Here is a 21164-nt window from a genome sequence, read left to right on the forward strand (position 1 = left end):
TCAGTGCTGGACGAGCATCGAGTTCGGTTCGACGAACTTCGAGTCTTTCCGCTCTTGGACGGTCCGCCCGAGGTCGACGGCGACGAGTTCCTCGGCGTGCCAGTCGTAGGCGGTCAGTTCGCCGCCGTAGACACATCCGGTGTCGAGACCGAGTGCGTAGTCGGCGATGGCGGGTTCGCGCATCACGGTGTGGCCGAAGAAGACGTGGGCGGGCCCCTCGTACTCCTCCCACCAGAACGGGCGGTCGTAGCTCCCGCCGTCGGCGAGCGAGCGGGTGTTCTGCAGGTCGTCGACCGTGTGGTCGTCGAGGTCCATCCGGGGGTCTACACCGCCGTGGACGACCAGTGCGCCCTCCCACGAGATAGCGACCGGGAGGTTGCGAATCCAGTCGACGTCCTCCTCTGTGAGGTCGTCGACTTCTTTGGTGCCCTTGATGATCTTCTCCTCGTTGTTACCGCGAATCGAGATCATGTTCGGCGACGACCGAACGAGGTCGACGACGCCGTGGTTGTCCGGTCCCTTCCGGATGAGGTCGCCGACGAACACGACGAGGTCCTCGTCGCTGGGGTCGAGTTCGTCAAGGAGCGTCTCGAGTTCCGACAGACAGCCGTGGACGTCGCCGACGACGTAGATGTCGTCCCACTCGTTGACGTTCACGCGCTGGTGTTGTGCTTCGATGGACGCGTTGAATCGAGGTAGTCCGGACATAGGGCTGTTCTCACTCCATCAAGTCGCTCAGACGGATAAAACGTTGCTAGGATAACTCCCACGTGCTATATAGACACGACCGGATATCGAAACGGTCGCCACCGACCCGCATCGCCGCCGACAAATACGAGGACACAGCGGCGTCGAGAGGGGTCGATGCCGGAACCTCTTTGCCGCCTTCGACGGTAACAGGAGCCATGAGCATCGGACCCCTCGACGACGAGACGGTCGATAAGCATCGACAGGCCGGCGACGTACTCCGCACCGTGATGGACGAAACCGCCGAGATGGTCGAACCGGGCGTGACGCATCTCGAAGTCGCCGAGTACGCCGAATCGAGAATCGAGGAACTCGCAGACGGCTGTGCGTTCCCCGTCAACATCAGCATCAACGAGGAAGCCTCGCACGCGACGCCCGCGAGAGACGACGATATCGAGTTCACCGAAGACGACATGGTCTGTCTGGATATCGGTGTCCACGTCGACGGCTACATCGCTGACGCGGCGACGACCATCGACTTCACCGGCAACGACGAACTCGTCGAGGCCGCAGAACAAGCATTGGAGGCCGCTCTCGACGCCGTCGCCGCCGGTGTCGACACTGGCACCGTCGGTGCCGAAATCGAGGACGTCATCCGCGGCTACGGCTACACGCCCGTGCTCAACCTCTCGGGACACGGCGTCGAGCAGTACGACGCCCACACCGGGCCGAACATCCCGAACCGCGGCGTCGACCGGGGAACCGAGTTACAGGTCGGCGACGTCGTCGCCATCGAACCGTTCGCGACGGACGGCCGCGGAAAGGTGACCGAGGGTGCCAAAGAGGAGATTTTCGAACTCCAACAGGAGCGGTCTGTGCGGAACCGTGCCGCACGGAAGGTGCTCGACCAGGTTACGAGCGAGTTCGACGGCCTGCCCTTCGCGTCGCGGTGGGTCGACTCCCCGCGTGCGGAGATGGCACTCCGTCGACTGAAGCAGGCAGGTGTCGTCCGCGGGTATCCGGTACTCAAAGAAGAGGACGGCCGACTCATCAGTCAGGCAGAACACACCGTCATCGTCACTGAAGATGGGTGTGAAATCACGACGGAGTAAAATTACTACTGTAACCGTTTATCAGTCACTCCATCGCTGATGACGCGTCGGCCACGTCGAGATCGCGGCCGTCGCTCTCGTGTAGTAGTTCGTCGACGACGACTCAGGCGTTGTTCATCCGCTGCGTCGTCTCCGTCTGACATTCCATGCAGGTCGACACGCGGTACGGTTCGCGTGAGAACTCTGCGTTCTCCGGTTTCGAGCTCTCTGTTCGGAGCTCCACCCTCACTTTGTGGAGCGTATCGCGTGCGCATTCCGAGCAGCCTTCTGTAACTCCGTCAAGGTCGGATGGTTGCGTTGCCATAGCATTCTGTGGGACTCGCGGAGACCGAATAAAGGGAAACCTCCGTCCCGGAAGATTTCAACCGTTCATCGCAAGACGGCGGCGACCTCGATTGCGCAAACTCGCTGAGAATCGCGTAGAGGGTTTACGAACGTCCCTGGTGGCGCAACGACAGTATATCTATCACTTAGCAGGGTAATAATCGGCACAAACACCCCCAGTGGACAGGTTGAAACGGTCACTCGAAGTGACTGAACTATGGACCAGATATTCGCTCCGTGGCGTATCCAGTGGGTCGAACGCGACGACGACGAGGAGACTATCGACGGTTGTCCGTTCTGCGTCCTCCCCGAACGTGACGACGACCACCAGTCACGTCTCGTCGCTCGCAGCGAACACAGCTTCGTCCTGTTGAACAACTACCCCTACAACCCCGGCCACGCGATGGTCATCCCGCGTCGACACACCGGTGACTTCACCGACCTCTCCGACGACGAACTGCTCGACCACGCGCGACTCAAGCAGCGAACACTCGACGCACTGCGCGAGGCGATGGGTCCCGCCGGTTTCAACGTTGGCGAGAACCTCGGTGACGCCGCCGCTGGTGGCTCTATCGGCGACCACCTGCACACCCACATCGTCCCTCGGTGGGACGGTGACACGAACTTCATGCCCGTCCTCGGTGACACGAAGGTCATCGTCGAAGCGCTCGACGACACGTACGAGCGACTGCATGCGGCCTTTGCCGACCAGTCGGAGACGAGCGTCCCCGACGAGACGAGCGCCGTTCACGTCGACTGACTCGTCGTCGTCTCGAAGGAACCTCGACCGAACCCCGAAGCGTCTTTGAGTTCCCCGGTCGAATCACGTGACGATGGACCGAAAGGCGACGGTCAGACGCGTGGGGCTGCTCGTCCTCGTAGCTAACGCGCTCCTCGCCGCCGTCAAGGGCGTGGCGTGGCTCTCAACCGGGAGTCTCGCCGTCCAATCAGAGGCTGTCAACAGCCTCGCCGATACGGTGTACAGTCTCGTCGTCTTCGCCGGTCTCTACCTCACTACCCAACCGCCGGACTTCGAGCATCCGCACGGCCACGAACGCATCGAACCGTTCGTCTCGCTGTTCGTCGCCGTCGGCGTGTTTGCCGCTGGTGGGGCGGTACTCTGGCAGTCGGCGACGACGGTGCTCTCGGGCACGTACACGGGGTCAGACAACCTCCTCGCCGTCGGCGTGCTCGTCTTCGGAGCCGTCGCGAAGTATCTGCTCTACCGGTACTGTCTCGACGTCGGCCAAGAACAGCAGTCTCCGGCCCTCGTCGCCACCGCTCTGGACAACCGCAACGACATCCTGACTGCGACTGCGGCGCTCGTCGGCGTCGTCGGCGCAGGTCTCGGCTACCCGGTACTCGACCCGCTGGCGGCGGGGGTCGTCTCGTTCGGCATCCTCTACACGGGCGTTGAAATCGTCCGCGACAACGTCAACTACCTCGTCGGGGCCGCCCCGCCAGAGGAACTCCGCGCTAAAATCGTCCAGCGAGCGCTGTCGCATCCGCAAGTACAGGGTGCACACGAGGTCATCGCCCACTACGTCGGCCCCGAAATCGACGTCAGCCTCCACATCGAAGTCGAAGGTGACCTGACGCTGCTCGAAGCACACCGTATCGAGACGGACGTCGTTACGTCCATTCGAGAGTTGGACGCCGTCGACGACGTGTTCGTCCACGTCGACCCGAAGGAACTCGGCGAGTGGAAGACGGACAAAGAGACGGACCGACTGGCGAACTTCGGTATCGGCGAGTCACCGGTCGAACGGCCGACGCAGAAGAATCGGTAATTCCGACTCAGTACACGAGACCCAGTGGGTGTCGGAGTCGTTCAGAGAGGCCCCTTTTCAGGCCGCGTCCGCCGCACCCGTCTCCGAGAGGTAGGCGGTGAAGTCCGTCGTGGTGATGATGCCGACGACGCCTTCGGTGTCGTCGACGACGGGGACGTGGTGGAACCCGTGGTCGAGCATCGTCTGTGCCACCTCGTAGACGGAGTCGTTGGCGGTGGTGGTGACGACGTCCGTCGTCATGTACTCGTTGACCTCCGTCTCTTCGGCCGGTTGGCCGTCGGCGGCGAGCGTGACGAAGTCCGTCGCTGTGAGAATACCGTCGAGATGGCCAACGTCGTCGACGACGACGACGGAGCCGATACCGTGTCTGAGCATCAGGTCGGCAGCCTCCTGAATCGGTGTGCTTCGGGTGACTGTCTGAACTGGAGACGACATCAGGCGACCGACGAAAATGTCCATAGGGGCTGCACTCGGGTCAGGAAGATAAGGGTTCTCACCTGTCGTTCGAACGCCGTGATTCGGTCACCGAACGTCGTACAGACGTGGTCTCACCCACGCTCACAAATATGTTAACAGGAAATACTGGAAAAGGGAGATATCTGGCATCTCAGGGTCTGCAACTGTTGTTGTGCTGCTGAAACAGTGTGAACGAAACCTTACGTCGAGCATTACTATCCCCTGAGATATCCTTGTGTCGGACATGGCAATCGACTCAAAGGGCGGACCACCACGACCGGCCTTGGCGACCGACACCGAGCGTGAGGACGTTCGGGAGGTCGCAGAGATTCTCGCACGGAAGTGGTATCTGGACGTCCTCACACAACTCCAGCAGGACGGTCCGTATCGATTCAACGAACTCAAGCGCGAACTCGGCGTCACCCCGAAAGTCCTCACCGACTGCCTCAGCGAACTCACCCAGCGAGGGCTGGTCGACCGGACCGTCTACAGTGAATCGCCCCCGCACGTGGAGTACGGACTCGCCGAACGGGGGTACGAACTCCAACGAATCGCCGCGGAGATGGCCGCGTGGACGGACGACCCCGACACCACGCCGACGATACTCGTCGTCGACGCCGTCGTCTCGACGAACATCCGCTTCTCGGAGTGGCTCTCCGAGGACTACACCGTCGAACGAGTCACCGACACCGCCCATCTCGACGACGACCATCTCCACCGCGCCGACGTGGTTCTCTATCACCACGACCCACTTCTCGCCGACGAGTCACGTCTCGTCGACCGGATTCAAGACGGGTCGCTCGACGTCGGCGTCATCCACGTGACTGCCCACAGACGGTCGAGTACGCGGACCCACGGCCGAGCGGTCGAACTCGTCGAGCCGATACTGAAAGACGAACTCCTGCAAGCGACTCGCACCGCCGTCGAGACTGCCGACGAGGCGTAATCGAGTCGAGAGCGTAGAAACGTCGAAGCGCCACAGAAAGCGAGTGTAGATTTTGCAGCGTCGAGTGTTCGAGACGAATCTTCGAGTCGAGTGTTCGAGGCCAAAAGCTCAAACAGGCTTTCCGAACGCGTAGACGGTCTGATGAGAGGTCACTTCGACGTCGAGGAAGTCGCCGGGTTCGACGCCGTGTTCCGACGCGTTCTGCACGATGATTTGCCGATACGCGCCGTCGCGACACTTCACCGAGTCACCGGTTCCCTCCTCGACGACGAGGACGTTCTGTGTGGTTCCAACCATCGACTCGTAGGCGTCGGCGACGATGTCCATCTTGGCCGAACTCATCTCCTTCGAGCGCTCCTTCTTGAGCGTCCCGCCGAGGCCCTTCATGTCGGCGGCGTCGGTACCGGGTCGCTTCGAGAAGCGCGTGACGTTGATCTTCTCCGGACGAACCTCCTTCATGAGCGCCATCGACATGGCGTGGTCCTCGTCCGTCTCGGTGGGGAACCCGACGATGAAATCAGTGGAGAGCGTCCAGTAGTCGAGTCGGTCGTCGAACACCTCGACGATGTCCAGGAACTTGTCGACGCGGTGCTGGCGACGCATGTCTTCGAGCACGTCGTCGCTGCCAGACTGCACGGGGAGGTGGATGAAGTTGTAGAGCTTCTCGTTCTCGGCGAAGACCTCCACCAACTCCTCTTGAATCCCGTGGATGCCGCCGGGGTTGGCCATCCCGACACGAACGCGGAAGTCGCCCTCGATGTCGCAGATGCGGTCGAGCAGTTCCGGCAACTTCCGGTCGCCCTTGTCCCAGCCGTAGACACCGGTGTCCTGCCCAGTGATACGTAGTTCCTTCGCCCCGGCGTGGACGAGTGCGCGTGCTTTCCGGACGTTCTCCTCGACAGACGGCGAGTCGATGCGACCGGTGGCGAACTTCGTGATGCAGTACGAGCAGTTCGACATACAGCCGCGAGCGATGGGGAGGATTCCGACGGTACCGTCGAGGACGGGTTCGGTGTCGGGCGTGACGGTCGGACACTCGCCGTTCATCGCCGCCTGCGGCACGTCGTCCCAGTGCAGCACGTCGGCGTCGACGCCGGCCTCGCGGAACTCCTCGCCCTGTGCGAGTGCCATACAGCCGGTGATGATGAGGTCCGCCGTCTCTTCTTCCAGTTCCTTCGCTCGGGTGAGCATGTTCCGCTCCGTCTTCTCGACGACGGTGCAGGTGTTGAGGATGGCCACGTCGGCGTCCCCCGGCCCGCTTGCGGGGTGGTGTCCACCGTCCCGCAGGGCCTGCTCGATGTGGCGGCTCTCACCCCGGTTCGACGTACAGCCGTAGGTTTCGATGTGGTATCGGGCCATTCAGTTACCGTGAATTTCGGATGCGTGGCAAAAAGCACGACGGTCTCGGCCGTCTCGTACGGGCCAGTTTCGCACGCGAGAGGGTAACAAGACATTTATTCGGACCGTCGGTAGCGAGAGAGTAGATGCCCTCCAGACGACAGGTACTCGCGAGTCTCGGTGCGGTCGGTGTCGGTTCGGCGGCGGGATGTCTCGCCTCGGTCGACCAGCCTGCACACCACACGGACGAGGACACGACGACCGACTGGCCCCTTCCGGACTTCGACCACTGGGCGACGGGCTACAATCCGAACCCGGACGCAGGTCCTACCGGTCCAGTGACGCGGCGCTGGGACCGCGACGTCCCGGCAGTGAACGGCCGGCCGGTCGTCGCCGACGGCACGGTGTTCGTCCCGACGTGGCAGTCGCTACTTGCACTCGACGCGGGAGATGGAACGGTGCAGTGGAAACTCGGCGGCGAAGAGGGAAACAGACCGTTGTTCTCGGCGGCGGCCGTCGTCGACGGTACTGTTTACGTCAACGCCGGTTCCGACGGCGAAACCGAACCCAGTCTCCGGGCACTCGACGCCGAGACCGGCGACGAGCAGTGGCGCGTCGAACTTCGAGACTCGGTGTGGACACCACCGGCGGTCAGCTATCTCGGGAGCGACCCTCGACTCATTTTCACCGGTGACGCGTGGGGGACCGTCTACGCCGTCGACCGCCAGTCGGGTAAAATCGTCTGGACTCGTGACCTCTTCAGTGCGATTCGAACGCTCGCGGTGAAAGGTGGCCTGTTCGTCGGAACAGCGGGAGGAGAGGTGTACGCCCTCGACGAACAGGACGGACGCGGACGCTGGCGGCGAAAGCTCGGTGCCGCGATAGAGGCGCTCAGTTGCAGTCAGGGCGGCAGCGTGTACGCCGGAACGTTCGGAGGCGCAATCCGAAAACTCGGCGGGGGCCTCCACGCCGGGACGACCCGCTGGGAGTCGGCGTCGGTCTCTGCACAGAGTGCACTGGTCTACACCGGGCAGACGGTCTACGCCAACGACGGCACTAGCCTCGTCGCAGCCAACTACCGAACCGGTGAGACAGAGTGGACCGCGGGCGACGACCTGTTCTGTACTCCCGCCGCGGCCGGTGACACGTTCTACGTCGGCGGTGGCACGACGCTCTACGCCTACAAACTCGGCGGCGGACTCGGCGTCGACGACGTGCGGTTCGCTCCGACGCGATGGACGACGGAGTTAGACGGGGCGATTCACCAGGTGACCGTCGCCGACGGCGCGGTGTTCGCCGCCTCCGACGAGGGCTCGGACGGTCGGACTGCCATCTACGCTGTCGAGTCCGCGTAACCTGAAGACTCATTATTGAGCCGCTGAAACCCGGTATAAATGCCCTCCAGACGACAGGTTCTCGCCGGAATTGGGAGCGCCGCGAGCGCCACATTTGCAGGTTGTACGACCGACAGTAGCGGCGGTGCCAGCGCCGATAAACTGACCGAGAAGTGGCGGACGGCGGTCGGCCCGGCGTCGGCGCAGGCCGTCGTCTCCGGCGAGACGCTGTTCGTTCCTGTCCACTCGGACGTCCTCGCACTGAACCGCCAGACGGGCGAGCGTCTGTGGTCGGTCAATCGACTCACAAACCCCGGCGACCGATTGAATTACGACACCACTCCCGCCGCGGACGCCTACACCCTCTACGTCGCCGGGGGCGACAACGTAGTCCGAGCGCTCGACATCGACGACCGGTCGGTGCGGTGGGCGTTCGAGATGGCGGACCAGAGCTACGCCGCGCCGGTACTCAGTGGAAGCAACCTCTACGTCGCCGGTGGCGAGTACGTCTACGAACTCGACGCCGACACCGGCGAGATGGAGTGGTCACGGCGACTGTTCGGCGAAGTTGCTGGTCTCGCACGCAACTGGAACCAACTAGCCGTGACGACACTCAGCGGCGAAGCGTACTCGCTCGACACCGACGACGGCACCGGTAAGTGGCGTGTGTCGCTTCCAGACACCGTCGAGTGCGCGCCCCTCGTCCACGAACAACTCGTGTTCGTCGGGTGTTGGGACGGCGTACTCTACTGTTTCGACGACCACGGGAGCGAGGTGTGGTCGACGGACGCCGGACTCGCCCACGGCCTCGCCGCGGACGACGAGCGAATTTACGTAAACAGCACGGCCGAGACGCACGGAATCAGGCTCTCCTCCGGCGACGAGCGGTGGTCGGTCGAGCACGGCGACAACTTCGTGACCGGTCTCTCGGCACCTGCTGTCGGCGACGAGGCCGTCTACGTCGGCGGCGACGCCCTCCACGCCGTCGAACCGAACGGGGGCACGGGCGTCGGCGACGTTCGATTCGGCGGGGTGCAGTTCGAGCAGTCGCTCGGCGGGGCGGTCGGGCACGTCTCGCTGGACCGCGATGGCGACACGCTCTACGCTGGAGTCCAACTGGGGGGAGGCACCTACGAGTACGTCGCGTTGGAGGCCGAGGGTCAGTGAACCGACGACGGTTCCTCGCAGCGGCGGGCAAGTCAACGAGTGTCGGCATTGCGAGTTTCGCAGGCTGTCTCGGCGGCACCGACTACGACGCCGCCGCGGACGCGGCCGGCGGCGACACCGACTGGCCGACCTTCGGCCACGACGGGCGCAACACGAACTACAACCCGCAGGGGACGGCCCCGACCGACTCGCCGAGCGAACGCTGGCGCGTCGAGAGCTATCGAACGACCGCACAACCCGTCGTCGCCGACGGAACGGTCTACGCACCGGTCGCTGCAGACGTGCTGGCAATCGACGCCAAGTCTGGCGAGGTGAAGTGGTCGGCCGACCCCGAGAACCGTGGGGCGATTTACTGGGCACCGCCGACGGTTCACGAGGGAGTCGTCTACCTCGGCGACGGGAACGAGCGACTCCGCGCACTCGACGCGGAGACGGGCGAGATACTGTGGGAGCGTACGTTCGACGACGAGGCGTTCGAGGCCATCTACGGCGCACCGACGGTCACGCTCCGAGGAATCACCGTCGGAACCGCGGGTGGGAACGTCTACACCGTCGACCCGGCGACCGGCGAGACGGTGTGGGAGACGTCGGTGTTCGGCCGTATCGAGTCGACACTGGCGTGGGACCCACCACTCCTCTACGCCGTCACGAGCGGTGGCGACGTCTACACGTTCGGCAGTGGTGGCCGTGGCTACTGGCACGTCGCGCTCCCCGGTATCTCCACGGCGACCCCTGCAGTCGTCGAGGGTCGATGCTACGTCGGGTGTCACGACGGCAGACTGTACGCGCTGGACCAGGGCGCAATCCAGTGGTCGACCGACGTCGGTGGGTTCGCACGGGGCGGCGTCGCCGTCGCCGACGGTCGAGTCTTCGCTACCGACGGAGTCGGACTCAGCGTCCTCGACGCCGAGAGCGGCGACAAGCGGTGGTCCGCGATGGTCGGTGAGGACGGCTACGAGACACCCGTCGTCGTCGACGACACAGTCTACGTCGGCGGCAAGAGTCTCTACGGGTTGAAGACGGGCGGCGGTGTCGGCGTCAGTCTGGCGCGCGTCGGCGAACGTCGATTCAGTCGGTCGTTCGGGGGCGGAGTCAGCCACGTCGCTGGCGGTGGTGGTCTACTCGTCGCTGGCGTCAGCGAGAACCAGGACGACCACTACGTCGTCGCCTTCGAGTGAGGAGGTATACTATACCGTTTGTTCTTCGATAGGCTTGCCCGAGGACCACGTTCGACTGACGTAGTAGAGCACGGCACCTAGTTCAATCGGGAAGAGATACCAGTACCAGAACTCCATCGGAGCGAAGGCGGCGATTAGACCAAAGAGTACGGACCAGCACACCAACAGCACAGGTTTCTCACGAGACAGCCCGTACGCGAGAATTACGAACAGGGGGACGAGAACGAATAGTTGGTCGTAGACGTAATCGGCGAAACGAGACTGTCCCGGTAAAAAGTCCCAGAGGTACCACGCGTTTACCGCGTTGGACACGACAGGAGTAGACAGCAGGAGGAACAGATGCGTCGAGATAGTGCCGTAGACGGCGAACTTTAGGTCGGTCGGACGTCCCCGACGTGTATATCGCGCGAAAAAGTACACTGGTACCAGATGGACACCGATTAGCGGTAGTAGACTGCTGGCAATGTTCCACAGAAACTGTCCAGTAGTGGTCACGAATCTGAGACACGCACCGAGCCCAGATAGAGGTGCGTACTGAGCCCAAACGCTGTTGTTGAACTTGGCTACTCCTCGGGGTAGCCTTCGACGATGTCCACACCGCTAGACGCACCGATTCGGACCGCGCCGACGTCGAACATCGCCATCGCCTCCTCGTAGCTTCCGACGCCGCCGCTCGCTTTGACGGGCAGGTACTCGGCCATCAGTTCGACGTCTTCGACCGTCGCGCCGCCGTCGGCGAAGCCAGTCGAGGTCTTGACCATGTCGGCATCCGCTTTTTCGGCGGCCTTGCAGGCGCGATGTTTCTCGTCGTCGGTCAGGAGCGCCGTCTCGATGATGACCTTCACCGGGATAGGGACGGTGGCGACGATTTCGGAGATTTCGGCGGTGACGGTGTCGTCGTCACCGGCTTTCAGGTGGCCGATGTTGATGACGACGTCGAGTTCGTCCGCGCCTTCGTTCCACGCGTCGACAGACTCCTCGCGTTTCGTCTCGGGCGTGTTCTGGCCGTGCGGGAAGCCGACGACGGTGGCGAGCGTGACGTCGGGAGCGTACTCGCTGGCCTCGGCGACGTAACACGGTGGGATACAGGCGTTCATGCCGTACTCGTCGGCTTCGTCGAGGACCTCCTTCACGTCGGAGAACGTCGTCTCCGGCCCGAGGACGGTGTGGTCGATGCTGGCGGCGAACTCGTCTCTGTTCATGCACGGGGGGATGAAGTGGGCCGTGAAAGGTTCCTCGGTCCGTCCGTCTCCGCCGTTCTCGGCCCCTGTCGCCGGTCCGCGCGTCCCGTAAGGCTTTCACTGTGACGCGACGCGCGTTTTCCCATGCAGATTCTTCCGGAGGGGTTCGCACTGCCACCGCTCCCGTATCTCCTCGTCCTCCTCGTCGTCGGCGTCGGCGTCGCCGTCGGCGTTCGTACACGACGGCCGGCCGTGACCGGTGACCACGTCGTCGCACTCGCACCGTGGATGGCCGTCGGGTCGGTACTCCACGTTCTTCACGTCGTCGACGCGCTTCCGTCGATACTCGACCCGCTCGCGGGGACGCCGAGCGTCTACATCACCGTCGCGCTCCTCGTCGGCGTGGTGTGGCTAGCTGCTGACGCGCTTACCGACTCGGAGACCGTTCCCGTCGTCCTCGCCGCGACGGGCCTTCTCGCGCTCGTCCCATCGCTCGTGGCTGCCCTGCTGGTCGGACAAGGCAGAGGGTCGCTGGCAGTGACGTGGCCCGCTATCGCGCTCGTCGTCGCCGTCGTCCTCACCGGCGTCGTGTGGGTCGTCTTACGGCAGGTTCGTCCCGAAGTCGCACTGACCGGTAGTGTCGGCGTCCTCGCACTCTTCGGTCACACACTCGACGGCGTCTCGACGGCCGTCGGTCTCGAAGTGCTGGGGTTCAGCGAGCGGACGCCGCTCTCACGGGTCATCATCGAACTCGGACAGGCGCTCCCGACGGCACCGTATATCGGCGGAGCGTGGCTGTTCGTCCTCGTCAAACTGCTCGTCGCCGCCGGTGTCGTCACGCTCCTCGTCGACTACGTCCGCGAGGAACCCGCCGAGGGTTATCTCCTCCTCGGCCTCGTCGCTGCCGTCGGCTTCGGCCCCGGCGTCCACAACCTCGTCCTGTTCTCTATCGCCTGACTGGGTCGGGTCGAACTCGTCGGTGGGCCAGTGGACCGTCGGGCGGTCGAGCCGTCGCTCGAAATTGGGGGTGGTTTTACGACCACGCCGCTCCTGAGAGGAGGGTATGCCCCGTGTCATCTGCGCCGGTCACGTCAACTGGGATATCACGCTTCGGGTGGACCACCTCCCGGTGGCCGACGGCGAGGCGGCGATTCAACACCAGACCGGCGCGGGTGGCGGGAGTGCAGCCAACGTCGCCGTCGCGCTCGCTGGGCTTGGAATACCTGTCTCACTGCTCGGGAGCGTCGGCGACGACGACCACGGACGAGCGACGCGGCGCGAACTCGCACAGACCGGCGTCGACTGCGACCCGGTCCAGACCGTCACCGACGGCGAGACGGCCGTCAAGTACCTCATCGTCGACGGCGACGGCGAGGTGATGGTGCTGGGACAGACAGGCGTGAACGAAGCGTTCCGGTCGGGACATCTCGCAGACGAGACGCTCGCGGCCGCCGACGTGCTCCATCTCACGAGTCAACATCCCGAGACGGCCGCTCGACTCGCCGAGCGAGCGCGTGAGGCCGGTGTTCTCGTGAGCTTCGACCCCGGCCGTCGTCTCGGTCAGCGTGACTACACCGCGACGCTGGCACTCGCGGACGTCCTCTTTCTCAACGACCGTGAGGCTGCGATGGCGCTCGACGACGTCACCGACCACGGAGCGGAGACGGTCGTGTTGAAACACGGGCCGCGAGGGGCCGAGGTCCGTGCCGGTGACGAGACGCTCACGCACCCCGGGTTTCCCGTCCAGACGGTCGATACGACCGGCGCGGGCGACGCTTTCGCTGCAGGTTTCCTCGCCAGTCGTGTGCAGGGCGACGACGACGACGAGGCGCTGGCCGTCGCCAACGCCTGCGGTGCGCTCGCCGCTCGCTCGCCCGGTGCTCGCGTCGACGTCTCGTGGACGGCCGTCGCCGAGTTACTCGGCCACTGAGTTGCTGTTCGCCGCCGAGCCACCTATGCTACGTCTTGGCGTCTCTGGCCGACCGAGAGTCCCGTACGCTTATACGCGCTGGACGATTGTTCCGGTGTAATGGGTCCGGGCAGCCTCGTGCAGGTGGCACTGCCACAGCTTTCGTTTCTCACACAGATAGCGGCAGGTGCACTCGCTGGACTGGCCGCGGCCGTCGCGATGATTCTCCCGATGAGTCGACAACCAGAGGGGTTCACGCCGGCGTACATCGCCGCGTCGGTCCTCCGACGGACCGAACCGGACGACGTGCGGTTCGTCGACGCCAACGTCACGCACTACACTGTCGGTGTCCTGGCGGGAGCGCTCTACGCGACCGTCCTCGCCTTGTCGAGTGCGCTGTTCCCCACCGTCGTTCGGATGGAGGGTATCGGACTCGTCCCGCATCTCGTCTCGGTGATACTCGTCGTCCTGTTCATCTACGGCTTCTTCGCGCACATCGTCCTCCCACGGGCGGGCGGCCGGATTTACGAGGAACAGGCGACGGCCGTTCGCGGGCAGTGGCTCCGCTCGTCGCTCGTGTTCGGGGCCGTCCTCGTCGTCGTCGGCCCCGGCCTGGTCTCGCTCGCGGTCTGAAGTCTCAGGCTCCGTTTCCGGGACCGACCCACTTTTGAGCAATTGGCGTCTCAGTACGGGCCATGACCGACCCGTCTGTGACCGACCTCGACCTCGACTTCGACCACGTGCCGGAGTCGGACCAGTCGTTCGAGAACGTACTCGAGAAGGCCCGCACGGGCGAGCGATTGACGGTCGCCGACGGCGTCGAACTCATCACGACCGGTACCGACCGCGAGGGAATCGACCAGCGTCGCAAAGAACTCGTCCTCGAAGCCGCCGACCGCCGCCGCGCCGAGGTAGTCGGCGACGAGGTGACGTTCGTCGCTAACCTGAACAACAACGTCACCACCGCCTGCAACGTCGGCTGTCTGTTCTGCAACTTCAAAGACACCGCCCACCAGTTCGAGACCGGCTACGAGGCAGAACACGCCGGGTTCACGAAGACGCCCGACGAGTCTCGACAAATCGTCACCGAAGCGCTCGACTTCGGCATCTACGAGGTCTGTTCGGTCTCGGGGCTGCACCCCGCCTTCGCGCTGAACGAGGAACATCACGAGATTCTCCGAACGGGCGTCGACGACGGCGACAGAGACCTGAACTACAAACCGCCCGAGCAGTACACGACCGACCCCGGCACCTACGTCGAACAGATGGACGCGATGAGCGTCGACGGCGTCCACCTCCACTCGATGACGCCCGAAGAGGCCTACCACGCCAAGCGCGGCACCGACTGGTCCTACGAGTCGGTCTACCGAGAGTTGAGAGAGGCGGGCCTCGCCAGCGCGCCGGGCACGGCGGCGGAGATTCTCGTCGACGAAGTGCGCGACGTCATCTGCCCCGGAAAGATAGACACGAACGATTGGGTCGAGGCGATGGAGGGGGCGATGGCCGCCGGTCTCGACACGACGGCGACCATCATGTACGGCCACGTCGAAAACGAGATGCACCGCGTGATGCATCTGAAGGTCGTCCGCGACCTGCAAGATAGAACGGGCGGAATCACCGAGTTCGTTCCGCTCTCCTTCATCCACCAGAACACGCCGCTCTTCGAACACGGCGTCGTCGACGGCGGGGCCAGCGACGACGAAGACGAGTTGATGATTGCCGTGGCACGGCTCTTCCTCGACAACGTCGACCACGTCCAGTCGTCGTGGGTGAAGTACGGCAACGCGAAGGGACTCAAACTGCTCAACTGCGGAGCCGACGACTTCATGGGCACCATCCTCTCCGAGGAGATTACGAAGCGTGCTGGCGGCCAATACGGCGAGTACCGCACGTTCGACGAGTACGTCGACATGATTTCGGCCATCGGCCGCCCGGCCGTCGAACGGTCGACCGACTACCGACAGCGCCGCCGAATCGACCCGGACGACGGGCCACACGGGCCGACGCTCGGCCCTCGTGCCGACGGGTCGCCGATGCTCCGAACGGGCCACCGCGACGGCGGGAGCGACTCCGCGCACGCAGACGACTGATTTTGGCACCTCCTTCCCGCCAACAGAGCCAAATTCGTCCCGCCCCGAGTGACGACCGATGATGAGTCCGACTCACACGGCGATGGGTGTCGTTCTCGCCGTCCCACTGCTCGCCGTCGCCCCGGAGTTCGCCGTCGTCGGCGCGCTGGCGGGTATCGCGGGTGGCATCTTCCCCGACCTCGACCTCTTCGTCGGCGAACACCGCCGAACCCTCCACTTTCCGGTCTACTACTGGCTCTTCGCGCTCCCTGTGTCCGTCGTCGCCGCCGTCCAACCGACCACCCTCACCGTCGCGCTCGCACTGTTCGCGCTCTCGGCGGCGGTTCACTCCGTCGTCGACTGGTTCGGCGCCGGTCCCGAACCGCGGCCGTGGGCCGACCCGTCGAATCAGGCGGTGTATCTCCATCCGAGTGGCCGATGGCTCGCACCCAAACGGTGGATTCGGTACGACGGCGCGCCCGAAGACCTGCTGCTCGCGGGCGTCCTCTCGGTGCCCGGCCTTCTCGTCTTCGACGGGACGGTTCGGACGCTCACCGTCGTCGGCCTCGTCGTCGGCGTCGTCTACACGGTGGTCCGGAAGCGCGTCCCCGACTACGTCGACATCTGAGTCGCTCCCGTGTCGCTTCCGGCGGTGACCCCAAGCCGTCAGAGCCTTTCGGAGGCCCCTCGAAGTCGAGCCATGTTCCGCGGACGTTTCAGTCTCGAAGACCTCGCCCAGCAGGTCGTCGGCGGCTTTCTGCTCGCTGGGCCGTTCGTCGTCACCGAAGAGGTGTGGAATCTCGCGAAGTCGATGAACTGGCTCCAAGCCGGGGTCACGGTCTGTCTCGTCCTCGCAATCGGCTACGGGACGCTGTACCGCGCGGACGAGGACCGAGACGCCGATGAAGAGGGCCACGTCGCGGGCATCCCCGCACGGTTCGTCTCGCTCGTCGCCGTCTCGTATCTCTCCGTCGTCGTCCTCGCGTTCGCCTTCTCCGCATCGACGGTGTTCACCGATAGTTCGCCCACGACGACGACGTTCAAGGCGGTCAGCATCGGGTCGGTGTTCAGCGTCGTCGGCGCGGCGACGGCCGACAGCGTGTTCTGACTCCTCGTCGCCGTCGCTGGCGAGTGTAAAAAAACGAAAGACGAGAGGCGAGAGTCGAAACGCGAGACTCGCGAGATGTGGTCAGTCGTCGGAAGTGGTCGTCGCCTGGTCGGCTTTGAGACCATCGACTTCGATACCGCCGGTGAGTTGCGTGTGCGGGTACGGCATGTCGATTGCCTCGGCGTCACAGCGTTCCTTGACGGCCTGAACGAGTTCCGAACGCGTCTTGACGAAGTCTGCGCGGTTCGGGTTCGCAATCCAGAATCGCGTCTGCAGGCCGACGTAGGAGTCGGCGAGTTCGGACACCCGGATGGACGTCCCTGGGTCGTCGAGGATGTCGGGGTGTTTGGCCGCTTCGTCGAGGATGACCTCCTTCGCGTGGTCGATGTCGTCGTCGTAGCCGATACCGAAGACGAACTTCTGGCGGAGTTTGTCGAAGGCGACCGGGTTCTTCAGCGCGTTGTTGGCGAGGTCACCGTTGGGGACGGTGATGAGTTCGTTGTCGAACGTCTTGAGTCGCGTCACCCGCAGGTCGATGTCTTGGACGCGACCGGTGATGTCGCCGACCTCGATCCAATCGCCCACCTCGAACGGGCGGTCCTTCAGGATGAAGATGCCGGCGACGAAGTTACCGAGGAGGTCCTGTGCGGCGAACCCGACGGCGAGGGCGACGGCCCCGCCGAAGACGCCGAGTGCAGCGATGAAGCCGCCGAATCCGGCGAGCGTCAGCGCGATGGTCAGCGCCAGCACCCAGACGACGACGCTCATGAGACTGTCGGCCAGACTCTGCACGCTCGGGTCGTGTCCCCGCGTGGCGAGGACGCGCTTTACGACCGGCGTGAGGACGACTTTCCCGACGAGGAACACGGCGATGAACCCGACGAGGAACGTGACCGCCGGGATGACGAACTCCTGAACGAGTACTCCCTGTTCGGGGATGACTTGGAGTGGAACGACACTCTCCGGTGTGAGAGACGACGACATGGCTGTCCCCTTCTTAGGACACCCGTCGCTTGAATGCACCGGCCTGAACACGGGGGCGGCGGCGACCTACACCTCCGGTTTCGGAAGAAGTTGCCGGGTTCCCCGGCTACCAGCCGTCGACCAGCGAACGGTAGCGGCGGCCCGCCTCGTCGTCCGCCGTGAGTGCCGCTCGGATGCGGTCCGACGACCACACCCAGTCGTCGTCGCTCGCGTCGGGCGAGTCGGGGAGGAATCGGTCGTACACAGGGAGACGTTCACCGAGCGGAACGCCCGCCTCGTCGGCGATGTCGTGTAGTTCTTGTAGGGCAGGCCACTCGTAGTCGGGGTTGATGTAGTCGTCCGTCACCGGCGAGACACCGCCTAAGTCGTCGATACCGCAGTCGAGTAGGTCTCGCGCGGGCGCGAGGTTCGGCGGCACCTGCACCGAAATCTCCTCGGGGAGACAGACACGGGCCATGGCGACGACACGGCGCATCGTCTCCAAGGAGGGGCTCTCGTAGTCCGAGCGTTCGTTCGGGACGACGTTCTGGACGATGACTTCTTGAATGTGGCCGTACCGTTCGTGGAGTTCGCGGATGGCGAGGAGGCTCTCGGCGCGGTCACGCCAGTCCTCGCCGATGCCGACGAGGATACCGGTGGTGAACGGTACGCTTGCGCGACCCGCCGCGCGGATGGTGTTCAGTCGCTGGCCGGGCGTCTTTCGGCGGTTCCCGGAGTGGGCGGCCACGTCCGCCGTCGTCTCCAGCATCACGCCCATGCTCGCGTTCACCTCGCGGAGACGCTCGAACTCGGATTCTTCGAGGTCGCCGGGGTTGCTGTGCGGGAGGATTCCCACCTCCAGCGCCATCTCACAGACTTCGCACAGGTAGTCGACGATGGAGTCGTGGCCCCACTCGTCGAGTTGGTCGTGAATCTCGGTGTAGCGCGCGTCGGGCTTGTCGCCGAAGGTGAACAACGCCTCCGTACAGCCAGCGTCCGCACCCAACTGTAGCTGCTGGCGAACCTGCTCGGGCGACATGAGCGACGCCTGTCCGGGGACGTCGTAGTAGGTGCAGTACGTACACGTGTAGCGGCAGGCCGTCGTCAGCGGCAGGAAGATGTTCCGCGAGAAGGTGAGTGCGGGGGCCGCCTCGACGTCGTCCGGCGTAACCGACAGCAGCGGCTCGACGTCGGATTCGGAGAACTGGATGTCGATGTCGTACTCGTCTGCCGCCGGGAACATACCACTGCTCCTCACTGGAGTGGCAAAAGCACTCCCGTCGAGCGACTGTCGGGTGGCAACTGGTTCGTCGACGACTTCAGCGACCGGGCCCGCGGTACGGTTATCACGGGTGCAACCGAAGCCACATCGAACGATGATCAAACTCGTCATCACGCTCGAACGGAAAGCGGGCAGTAGCTTCGAGGAGTTCAAAGAGTACTACCTCGACGAACACGTTCCCATCGCCGAAGACATCACGAACCTCCAGAAGTACACCGTCGCGTTCGCGTTGAGCCCCGACAAGAGCGAGTACGACGCCGTCGCCGAACTCTACTTCGACGACGTCGCCGCGATGCGAGAGGGGATGGACTCGGAGGCGGCCGGAGCAGCACTCGAAGACATCCCGAACTTCGCCGACCCGGACGCCGGGTTCACCATGGCCACCGAAGAGTTGGTGCAGGTCGACGAGACGTAACCAGATTCTTCGTCCCCTCGACACAGTGCGCACACCTCCATCAGCGCCGTCGCTCCGCAGGCATCGGCCAACAGCTATTTGTACAAATTCTGCATTTCCAGACTGTCTTGCAGCAACTTCGGAGGAATTTGGGTCTCAGTTCGGAAAACGCATTTTGATAGTCACGGACTCGATTGAATCGTGTCCCACGGGGCACGGTCGACACCAATGCCTGAGAACGACAACACCGACACGACCGGCAAGACAGCCGACGAGACCGTCCGAACCATCACCGAGACCGCACGCGACCACCTCTCGTCGCGTCGAACGTTCCTCGCGGGAACCGCCGCAGTCGGCGGCGCATCGCTCGTGGGGTCGACGGGAACCGTCCTCGCTGACCACGAAGGAGAGTCCGGAGAGTCCGGAGAGTCCGAGGGGTCCGGCGACGGCGACGGGTCGAGCGGCGGGATGGAAGAGAAAGAGGGTCCCTCGGACCTCGACATCCTGAACTACGCGCTGACGCTCGAACACCTCGAAGCAGAGTTCTACGCGCAGGGGCTGGAAGACTTCAGTGACGAGGAACTGATGAACGCCGACATCCTCTGTGACCGCTTCTGTATGGAGGCTCGCGAGAAGCTTCCCGACTACGTCCGAACGGTCGGCGAACACGAGGCCACACACGTCGAACAGCTGACCGCAGTCGTCGAGCAGTTGGGAGGAACGCCCGTCGAAGCAGCCGAGTACGACTTCGGCTACGAGGACGCCAGCGGCTTCTACGAGACGGCGTCGGCGCTGGAGAACACCGGCGTCGCCGCCTACGCCGGTGCCGCACCAGCAATCGACAATAAGGAGATTCTCAGTGCCGCGCTCTCGATCCACAGCGTCGAAGCACGCCACGCCGGAACGGTGAACCTCTACAGCGGAGCGTCGCCGTTCCCGGACGCCTTCGACCAGCCGAAGGGGATGGAAGAGGTCGTCGAAATCGCGAGCCAGTTCATCGTCTCCGAGTGAGCGAACGACTCCGGGCAAGGGGGACAACCGGTCGTCTGGGAGGGCGGCCATCGCTCGACGACGAACAGCCGAATCGACGCCATACAACTGTGGTTGCGAGCCACTACCTTCATCGGTCGACCCGTCCAGCACTTTTTCGAGCTGTCGAACACTCCGTAGACAGCGACCGCTGTCGGTTTTCGGCACTCAGTTCTCGACTCTCAGCTCTTAACTCTCAGCTCTCGGCTCTCACATCTGGACGCCACGAGCGTCAGTCGCGCCGGACGCCGACACGACCGCCGGTCGAGTCGAGGTCGAAGCCAGCGTCGACGAGCCACTGCGTCGTGTCGCCGTCGCTGTGGAGCAGTACTTCGACGAGGTCTGTGGGTTCGTCGACGTCCGTGGCGAGTCGAAACGAGTCGACCGTCTCGACGGACGCACCGACGTCGCGAGCGACGTGGAGATGGTCACGGTACGAGACGCCGTGGTAGTCCACGCGGAAGTCGGCGTGACGCACGACGAGTGCGTTCGTTCCGCCGCCGCGGCCAGGCGCGATGACGATTTCCGAATCGACGGCTGTCAACCGCTGCAGCGATTCGCGTGTCGCGAGCGGGAGGTCACTCATCACGACGGCGACTGGGACGTCGGTTTCGCTGAGAACGCTGTTGACTGCAAGAGAGAGTGGCCTGTCGTCGACGACGACCGGTGTGTCACGGAGAATCTCGTTGCCGGTTGAGTCACTTTCGAACGGGGCCGTCGCCAGCACGACGGGGTCGTGGCCCGCGTCGTGGACGACGGCGAGGACGTCGTCGAGCATCGCTCGGGCGAACGTTCGGCGCTCGTCGGGAGAGAGAACGGACGAGAGCCGTGTCTTCGGCTGCTCGGCGGCGAAGGGGACGACGACGCGCATACTGGCGCTACGAAGAGTAGAAGATA

Annotated in this window: 23 protein-coding genes; 15 read left to right on the forward strand and 8 right to left on the reverse strand. The window is 64.0% G+C overall.

Features of this window, described 5'->3' with window-relative positions; genetic code table 11:
* Positions 1-708 (reverse strand): metallophosphoesterase family protein, encoded by a 708-nt coding sequence (locus tag BM083_RS04015; protein ID WP_089865992.1) that lies wholly within the window; start codon positions 706-708, stop codon positions 1-3.
* Between the two features lie 197 nt (positions 709-905).
* Here BM083_RS04015 and map point away from each other — a divergent pair, with 197 nt between their 5' ends.
* Positions 906-1799 (forward strand): type II methionyl aminopeptidase, encoded by an 894-nt coding sequence (gene map, locus BM083_RS04020; protein WP_089865995.1) that lies wholly within the window; start codon positions 906-908, stop codon positions 1797-1799.
* 103 nt (positions 1800-1902) lie between these two features.
* Here the strand turns inward: map and BM083_RS24115 are convergent, their stop codons facing one another.
* Positions 1903-2103, reverse strand: coding sequence for a DUF7835 family putative zinc beta-ribbon protein (locus BM083_RS24115; RefSeq protein ID WP_089865999.1), 201 nt, complete (start codon positions 2101-2103; stop codon positions 1903-1905).
* 237 nt (positions 2104-2340) lie between these two features.
* On the opposite strand from BM083_RS24115, the gene BM083_RS04030 reads away from it, so the two are divergent.
* Together BM083_RS04030 and BM083_RS04035 are read left to right on the forward strand one after the other, a co-directional pair.
* The gene (locus tag BM083_RS04030; RefSeq protein ID WP_089866002.1) at positions 2341-2883 is read left to right on the forward strand and encodes an HIT family protein; all 543 of its coding nucleotides are present in this window, start codon (positions 2341-2343) and stop codon (positions 2881-2883) included.
* 73 nt (positions 2884-2956) lie between these two features.
* Positions 2957-3913 (forward strand): cation diffusion facilitator family transporter, encoded by a 957-nt coding sequence (locus BM083_RS04035; protein WP_089866005.1) that lies wholly within the window; start codon positions 2957-2959, stop codon positions 3911-3913.
* A 57-nt stretch (positions 3914-3970) separates the two neighbouring features.
* Here BM083_RS04035 and BM083_RS04040 read toward each other — a convergent pair whose 3' ends face one another.
* Positions 3971-4372 carry a CBS domain-containing protein gene (locus BM083_RS04040; protein WP_089866008.1) on the reverse strand — a complete coding sequence of 134 codons (402 nt, stop codon included), beginning with the start codon at positions 4370-4372 and terminating at the stop codon, positions 3971-3973.
* Positions 4373-4613: 241 nt separating this feature from the next.
* Here BM083_RS04040 and BM083_RS04045 point away from each other — a divergent pair, with 241 nt between their 5' ends.
* A complete protein-coding gene (locus BM083_RS04045; protein WP_089866011.1) occupies positions 4614-5315 on the forward strand; it encodes a winged helix-turn-helix transcriptional regulator in 702 nt (233 codons plus the stop codon).
* A gap of 108 nt (positions 5316-5423) precedes the next feature.
* Here BM083_RS04045 and BM083_RS04050 read toward each other — a convergent pair whose 3' ends face one another.
* Entirely contained in the window at positions 5424-6674 is a 1251-nt protein-coding gene (locus tag BM083_RS04050; RefSeq protein ID WP_089866013.1) for a tRNA (N(6)-L-threonylcarbamoyladenosine(37)-C(2))-methylthiotransferase, read from the reverse strand.
* 125 nt (positions 6675-6799) lie between these two features.
* On the opposite strand from BM083_RS04050, the gene BM083_RS04055 reads away from it, so the two are divergent.
* From BM083_RS04055 to BM083_RS04065, 3 genes are read left to right on the forward strand one after another with little or no spacing between them, the layout of a single operon-like run.
* Positions 6800-8008, forward strand: coding sequence for an outer membrane protein assembly factor BamB family protein (locus tag BM083_RS04055; protein ID WP_089866016.1), 1209 nt, complete (start codon positions 6800-6802; stop codon positions 8006-8008).
* 39 nt (positions 8009-8047) lie between these two features.
* On the forward strand, positions 8048-9154 hold the full coding sequence (locus BM083_RS04060; protein WP_089866019.1) for an outer membrane protein assembly factor BamB family protein: 1107 nt from the start codon (positions 8048-8050) through the stop codon (positions 9152-9154).
* Positions 9151-10332: an outer membrane protein assembly factor BamB family protein gene (locus tag BM083_RS04065; RefSeq protein WP_143085676.1), complete on the forward strand. Its 1182-nt coding sequence runs from the start codon at positions 9151-9153 to the stop codon at positions 10330-10332. Before BM083_RS04060 ends, BM083_RS04065 begins: the two co-directional genes overlap by 4 nt.
* Positions 10333-10895: 563 nt before the next feature.
* On the opposite strand, the gene deoC is transcribed toward BM083_RS04065, so the two are convergent.
* Positions 10896-11534 carry a deoxyribose-phosphate aldolase gene (gene deoC / locus BM083_RS04075; RefSeq protein WP_089866028.1) on the reverse strand — a complete coding sequence of 213 codons (639 nt, stop codon included), beginning with the start codon at positions 11532-11534 and terminating at the stop codon, positions 10896-10898.
* A gap of 123 nt (positions 11535-11657) precedes the next feature.
* On the opposite strand from deoC, the gene BM083_RS04080 reads away from it, so the two are divergent.
* The 6 genes from BM083_RS04080 to BM083_RS04105 all read left to right on the forward strand — a co-directional run bounded on the left by BM083_RS04080 (position 11658) and on the right by BM083_RS04105 (position 16599).
* A complete protein-coding gene (locus BM083_RS04080; protein WP_089866031.1) occupies positions 11658-12470 on the forward strand; it encodes a DUF63 family protein in 813 nt (270 codons plus the stop codon).
* A gap of 106 nt (positions 12471-12576) precedes the next feature.
* Complete coding sequence (locus BM083_RS04085; protein WP_089866035.1) at positions 12577-13443, forward strand: ATP-dependent ribose-1-phosphate kinase; 867 nt, start codon at positions 12577-12579, stop codon at positions 13441-13443.
* Between the two features lie 99 nt (positions 13444-13542).
* Complete coding sequence (locus tag BM083_RS04090) at positions 13543-14055, forward strand: hypothetical protein (protein WP_089866038.1); 513 nt, start codon at positions 13543-13545, stop codon at positions 14053-14055.
* A 62-nt stretch (positions 14056-14117) separates the two neighbouring features.
* Entirely contained in the window at positions 14118-15512 is a 1395-nt protein-coding gene (gene cofH, locus BM083_RS04095; protein ID WP_089866041.1) for a 7,8-didemethyl-8-hydroxy-5-deazariboflavin synthase subunit CofH, read from the forward strand.
* Between the two features lie 58 nt (positions 15513-15570).
* A complete protein-coding gene (locus tag BM083_RS04100; protein ID WP_089866045.1) occupies positions 15571-16119 on the forward strand; it encodes a hypothetical protein in 549 nt (182 codons plus the stop codon).
* Between the two features lie 72 nt (positions 16120-16191).
* On the forward strand, positions 16192-16599 hold the full coding sequence (locus BM083_RS04105; protein WP_089866048.1) for a DUF2391 family protein: 408 nt from the start codon (positions 16192-16194) through the stop codon (positions 16597-16599).
* 81 nt (positions 16600-16680) lie between these two features.
* Here BM083_RS04105 and BM083_RS04110 read toward each other — a convergent pair whose 3' ends face one another.
* The gene (locus BM083_RS04110; RefSeq protein ID WP_089866052.1) at positions 16681-17583 is read right to left on the reverse strand and encodes a mechanosensitive ion channel family protein; all 903 of its coding nucleotides are present in this window, start codon (positions 17581-17583) and stop codon (positions 16681-16683) included.
* Between the two features lie 106 nt (positions 17584-17689).
* A complete protein-coding gene (cofG, locus tag BM083_RS04115; RefSeq protein WP_089866054.1) occupies positions 17690-18805 on the reverse strand; it encodes a 7,8-didemethyl-8-hydroxy-5-deazariboflavin synthase subunit CofG in 1116 nt (371 codons plus the stop codon).
* A 133-nt stretch (positions 18806-18938) separates the two neighbouring features.
* On the opposite strand from cofG, the gene BM083_RS04120 reads away from it, so the two are divergent.
* A complete protein-coding gene (locus BM083_RS04120; RefSeq protein WP_177197534.1) occupies positions 18939-19259 on the forward strand; it encodes an EthD family reductase in 321 nt (106 codons plus the stop codon).
* Positions 19260-19466: 207 nt separating this feature from the next.
* Entirely contained in the window at positions 19467-20249 is a 783-nt protein-coding gene (locus tag BM083_RS04125) for a ferritin-like domain-containing protein (RefSeq protein ID WP_245756845.1), read from the forward strand.
* A gap of 250 nt (positions 20250-20499) precedes the next feature.
* Here the strand turns inward: BM083_RS04125 and cofC are convergent, their stop codons facing one another.
* Positions 20500-21138 carry a 2-phospho-L-lactate guanylyltransferase gene (gene cofC / locus BM083_RS04130; protein WP_089866059.1) on the reverse strand — a complete coding sequence of 213 codons (639 nt, stop codon included), beginning with the start codon at positions 21136-21138 and terminating at the stop codon, positions 20500-20502.
* Between the last annotated feature and the right edge of the window lie 26 nt (positions 21139-21164).

The organism is Halogranum rubrum, from assembly GCF_900114455.1.
Taxonomy (GTDB): Archaea; Halobacteriota; Halobacteria; order Halobacteriales; family Haloferacaceae; genus Halogranum; species Halogranum rubrum.

Bases quoted from the DNA above. Each gene is read 5' to 3' on its own strand.
- BM083_RS04110 (WP_089866052.1), bottom strand. From the start codon at position 17,583: ATGTCGTCGTCTCTCACACCGGAGAGTGTCGTTCCACTCCAAGTCATC.
- deoC (WP_089866028.1), bottom strand. From the start codon at position 11,534: ATGAACAGAGACGAGTTCGCCGCCAGCATCGACCACACCGTCCTCGGG.
- BM083_RS04040 (WP_089866008.1), bottom strand. From the start codon at position 4,372: ATGGACATTTTCGTCGGTCGCCTGATGTCGTCTCCAGTTCAGACAGTC.
- BM083_RS04120 (WP_177197534.1), top strand. From the start codon at position 18,939: ATGATCAAACTCGTCATCACGCTCGAACGGAAAGCGGGCAGTAGCTTC.
- cofH (WP_089866041.1), top strand. From the start codon at position 14,118: ATGACCGACCCGTCTGTGACCGACCTCGACCTCGACTTCGACCACGTG.
- cofC (WP_089866059.1), bottom strand. From the start codon at position 21,138: ATGCGCGTCGTCGTCCCCTTCGCCGCCGAGCAGCCGAAGACACGGCTC.
- map (WP_089865995.1), top strand. From the start codon at position 906: ATGAGCATCGGACCCCTCGACGACGAGACGGTCGATAAGCATCGACAG.
- BM083_RS04090 (WP_089866038.1), top strand. From the start codon at position 13,543: ATGGGTCCGGGCAGCCTCGTGCAGGTGGCACTGCCACAGCTTTCGTTT.
- BM083_RS04015 (WP_089865992.1), bottom strand. From the start codon at position 708: ATGTCCGGACTACCTCGATTCAACGCGTCCATCGAAGCACAACACCAG.
- BM083_RS04050 (WP_089866013.1), bottom strand. From the start codon at position 6,674: ATGGCCCGATACCACATCGAAACCTACGGCTGTACGTCGAACCGGGGT.
- BM083_RS04125 (WP_245756845.1), top strand. From the start codon at position 19,467: ATGCCTGAGAACGACAACACCGACACGACCGGCAAGACAGCCGACGAG.
- BM083_RS04085 (WP_089866035.1), top strand. From the start codon at position 12,577: ATGCCCCGTGTCATCTGCGCCGGTCACGTCAACTGGGATATCACGCTT.
- BM083_RS04035 (WP_089866005.1), top strand. From the start codon at position 2,957: ATGGACCGAAAGGCGACGGTCAGACGCGTGGGGCTGCTCGTCCTCGTA.
- BM083_RS04080 (WP_089866031.1), top strand. From the start codon at position 11,658: ATGCAGATTCTTCCGGAGGGGTTCGCACTGCCACCGCTCCCGTATCTC.
- BM083_RS04045 (WP_089866011.1), top strand. From the start codon at position 4,614: ATGGCAATCGACTCAAAGGGCGGACCACCACGACCGGCCTTGGCGACC.
- BM083_RS04055 (WP_089866016.1), top strand. From the start codon at position 6,800: ATGCCCTCCAGACGACAGGTACTCGCGAGTCTCGGTGCGGTCGGTGTC.
- BM083_RS04105 (WP_089866048.1), top strand. From the start codon at position 16,192: ATGTTCCGCGGACGTTTCAGTCTCGAAGACCTCGCCCAGCAGGTCGTC.
- cofG (WP_089866054.1), bottom strand. From the start codon at position 18,805: ATGTTCCCGGCGGCAGACGAGTACGACATCGACATCCAGTTCTCCGAA.
- BM083_RS04100 (WP_089866045.1), top strand. From the start codon at position 15,571: ATGATGAGTCCGACTCACACGGCGATGGGTGTCGTTCTCGCCGTCCCA.
- BM083_RS04060 (WP_089866019.1), top strand. From the start codon at position 8,048: ATGCCCTCCAGACGACAGGTTCTCGCCGGAATTGGGAGCGCCGCGAGC.
- BM083_RS04030 (WP_089866002.1), top strand. From the start codon at position 2,341: ATGGACCAGATATTCGCTCCGTGGCGTATCCAGTGGGTCGAACGCGAC.
- BM083_RS24115 (WP_089865999.1), bottom strand. From the start codon at position 2,103: ATGGCAACGCAACCATCCGACCTTGACGGAGTTACAGAAGGCTGCTCG.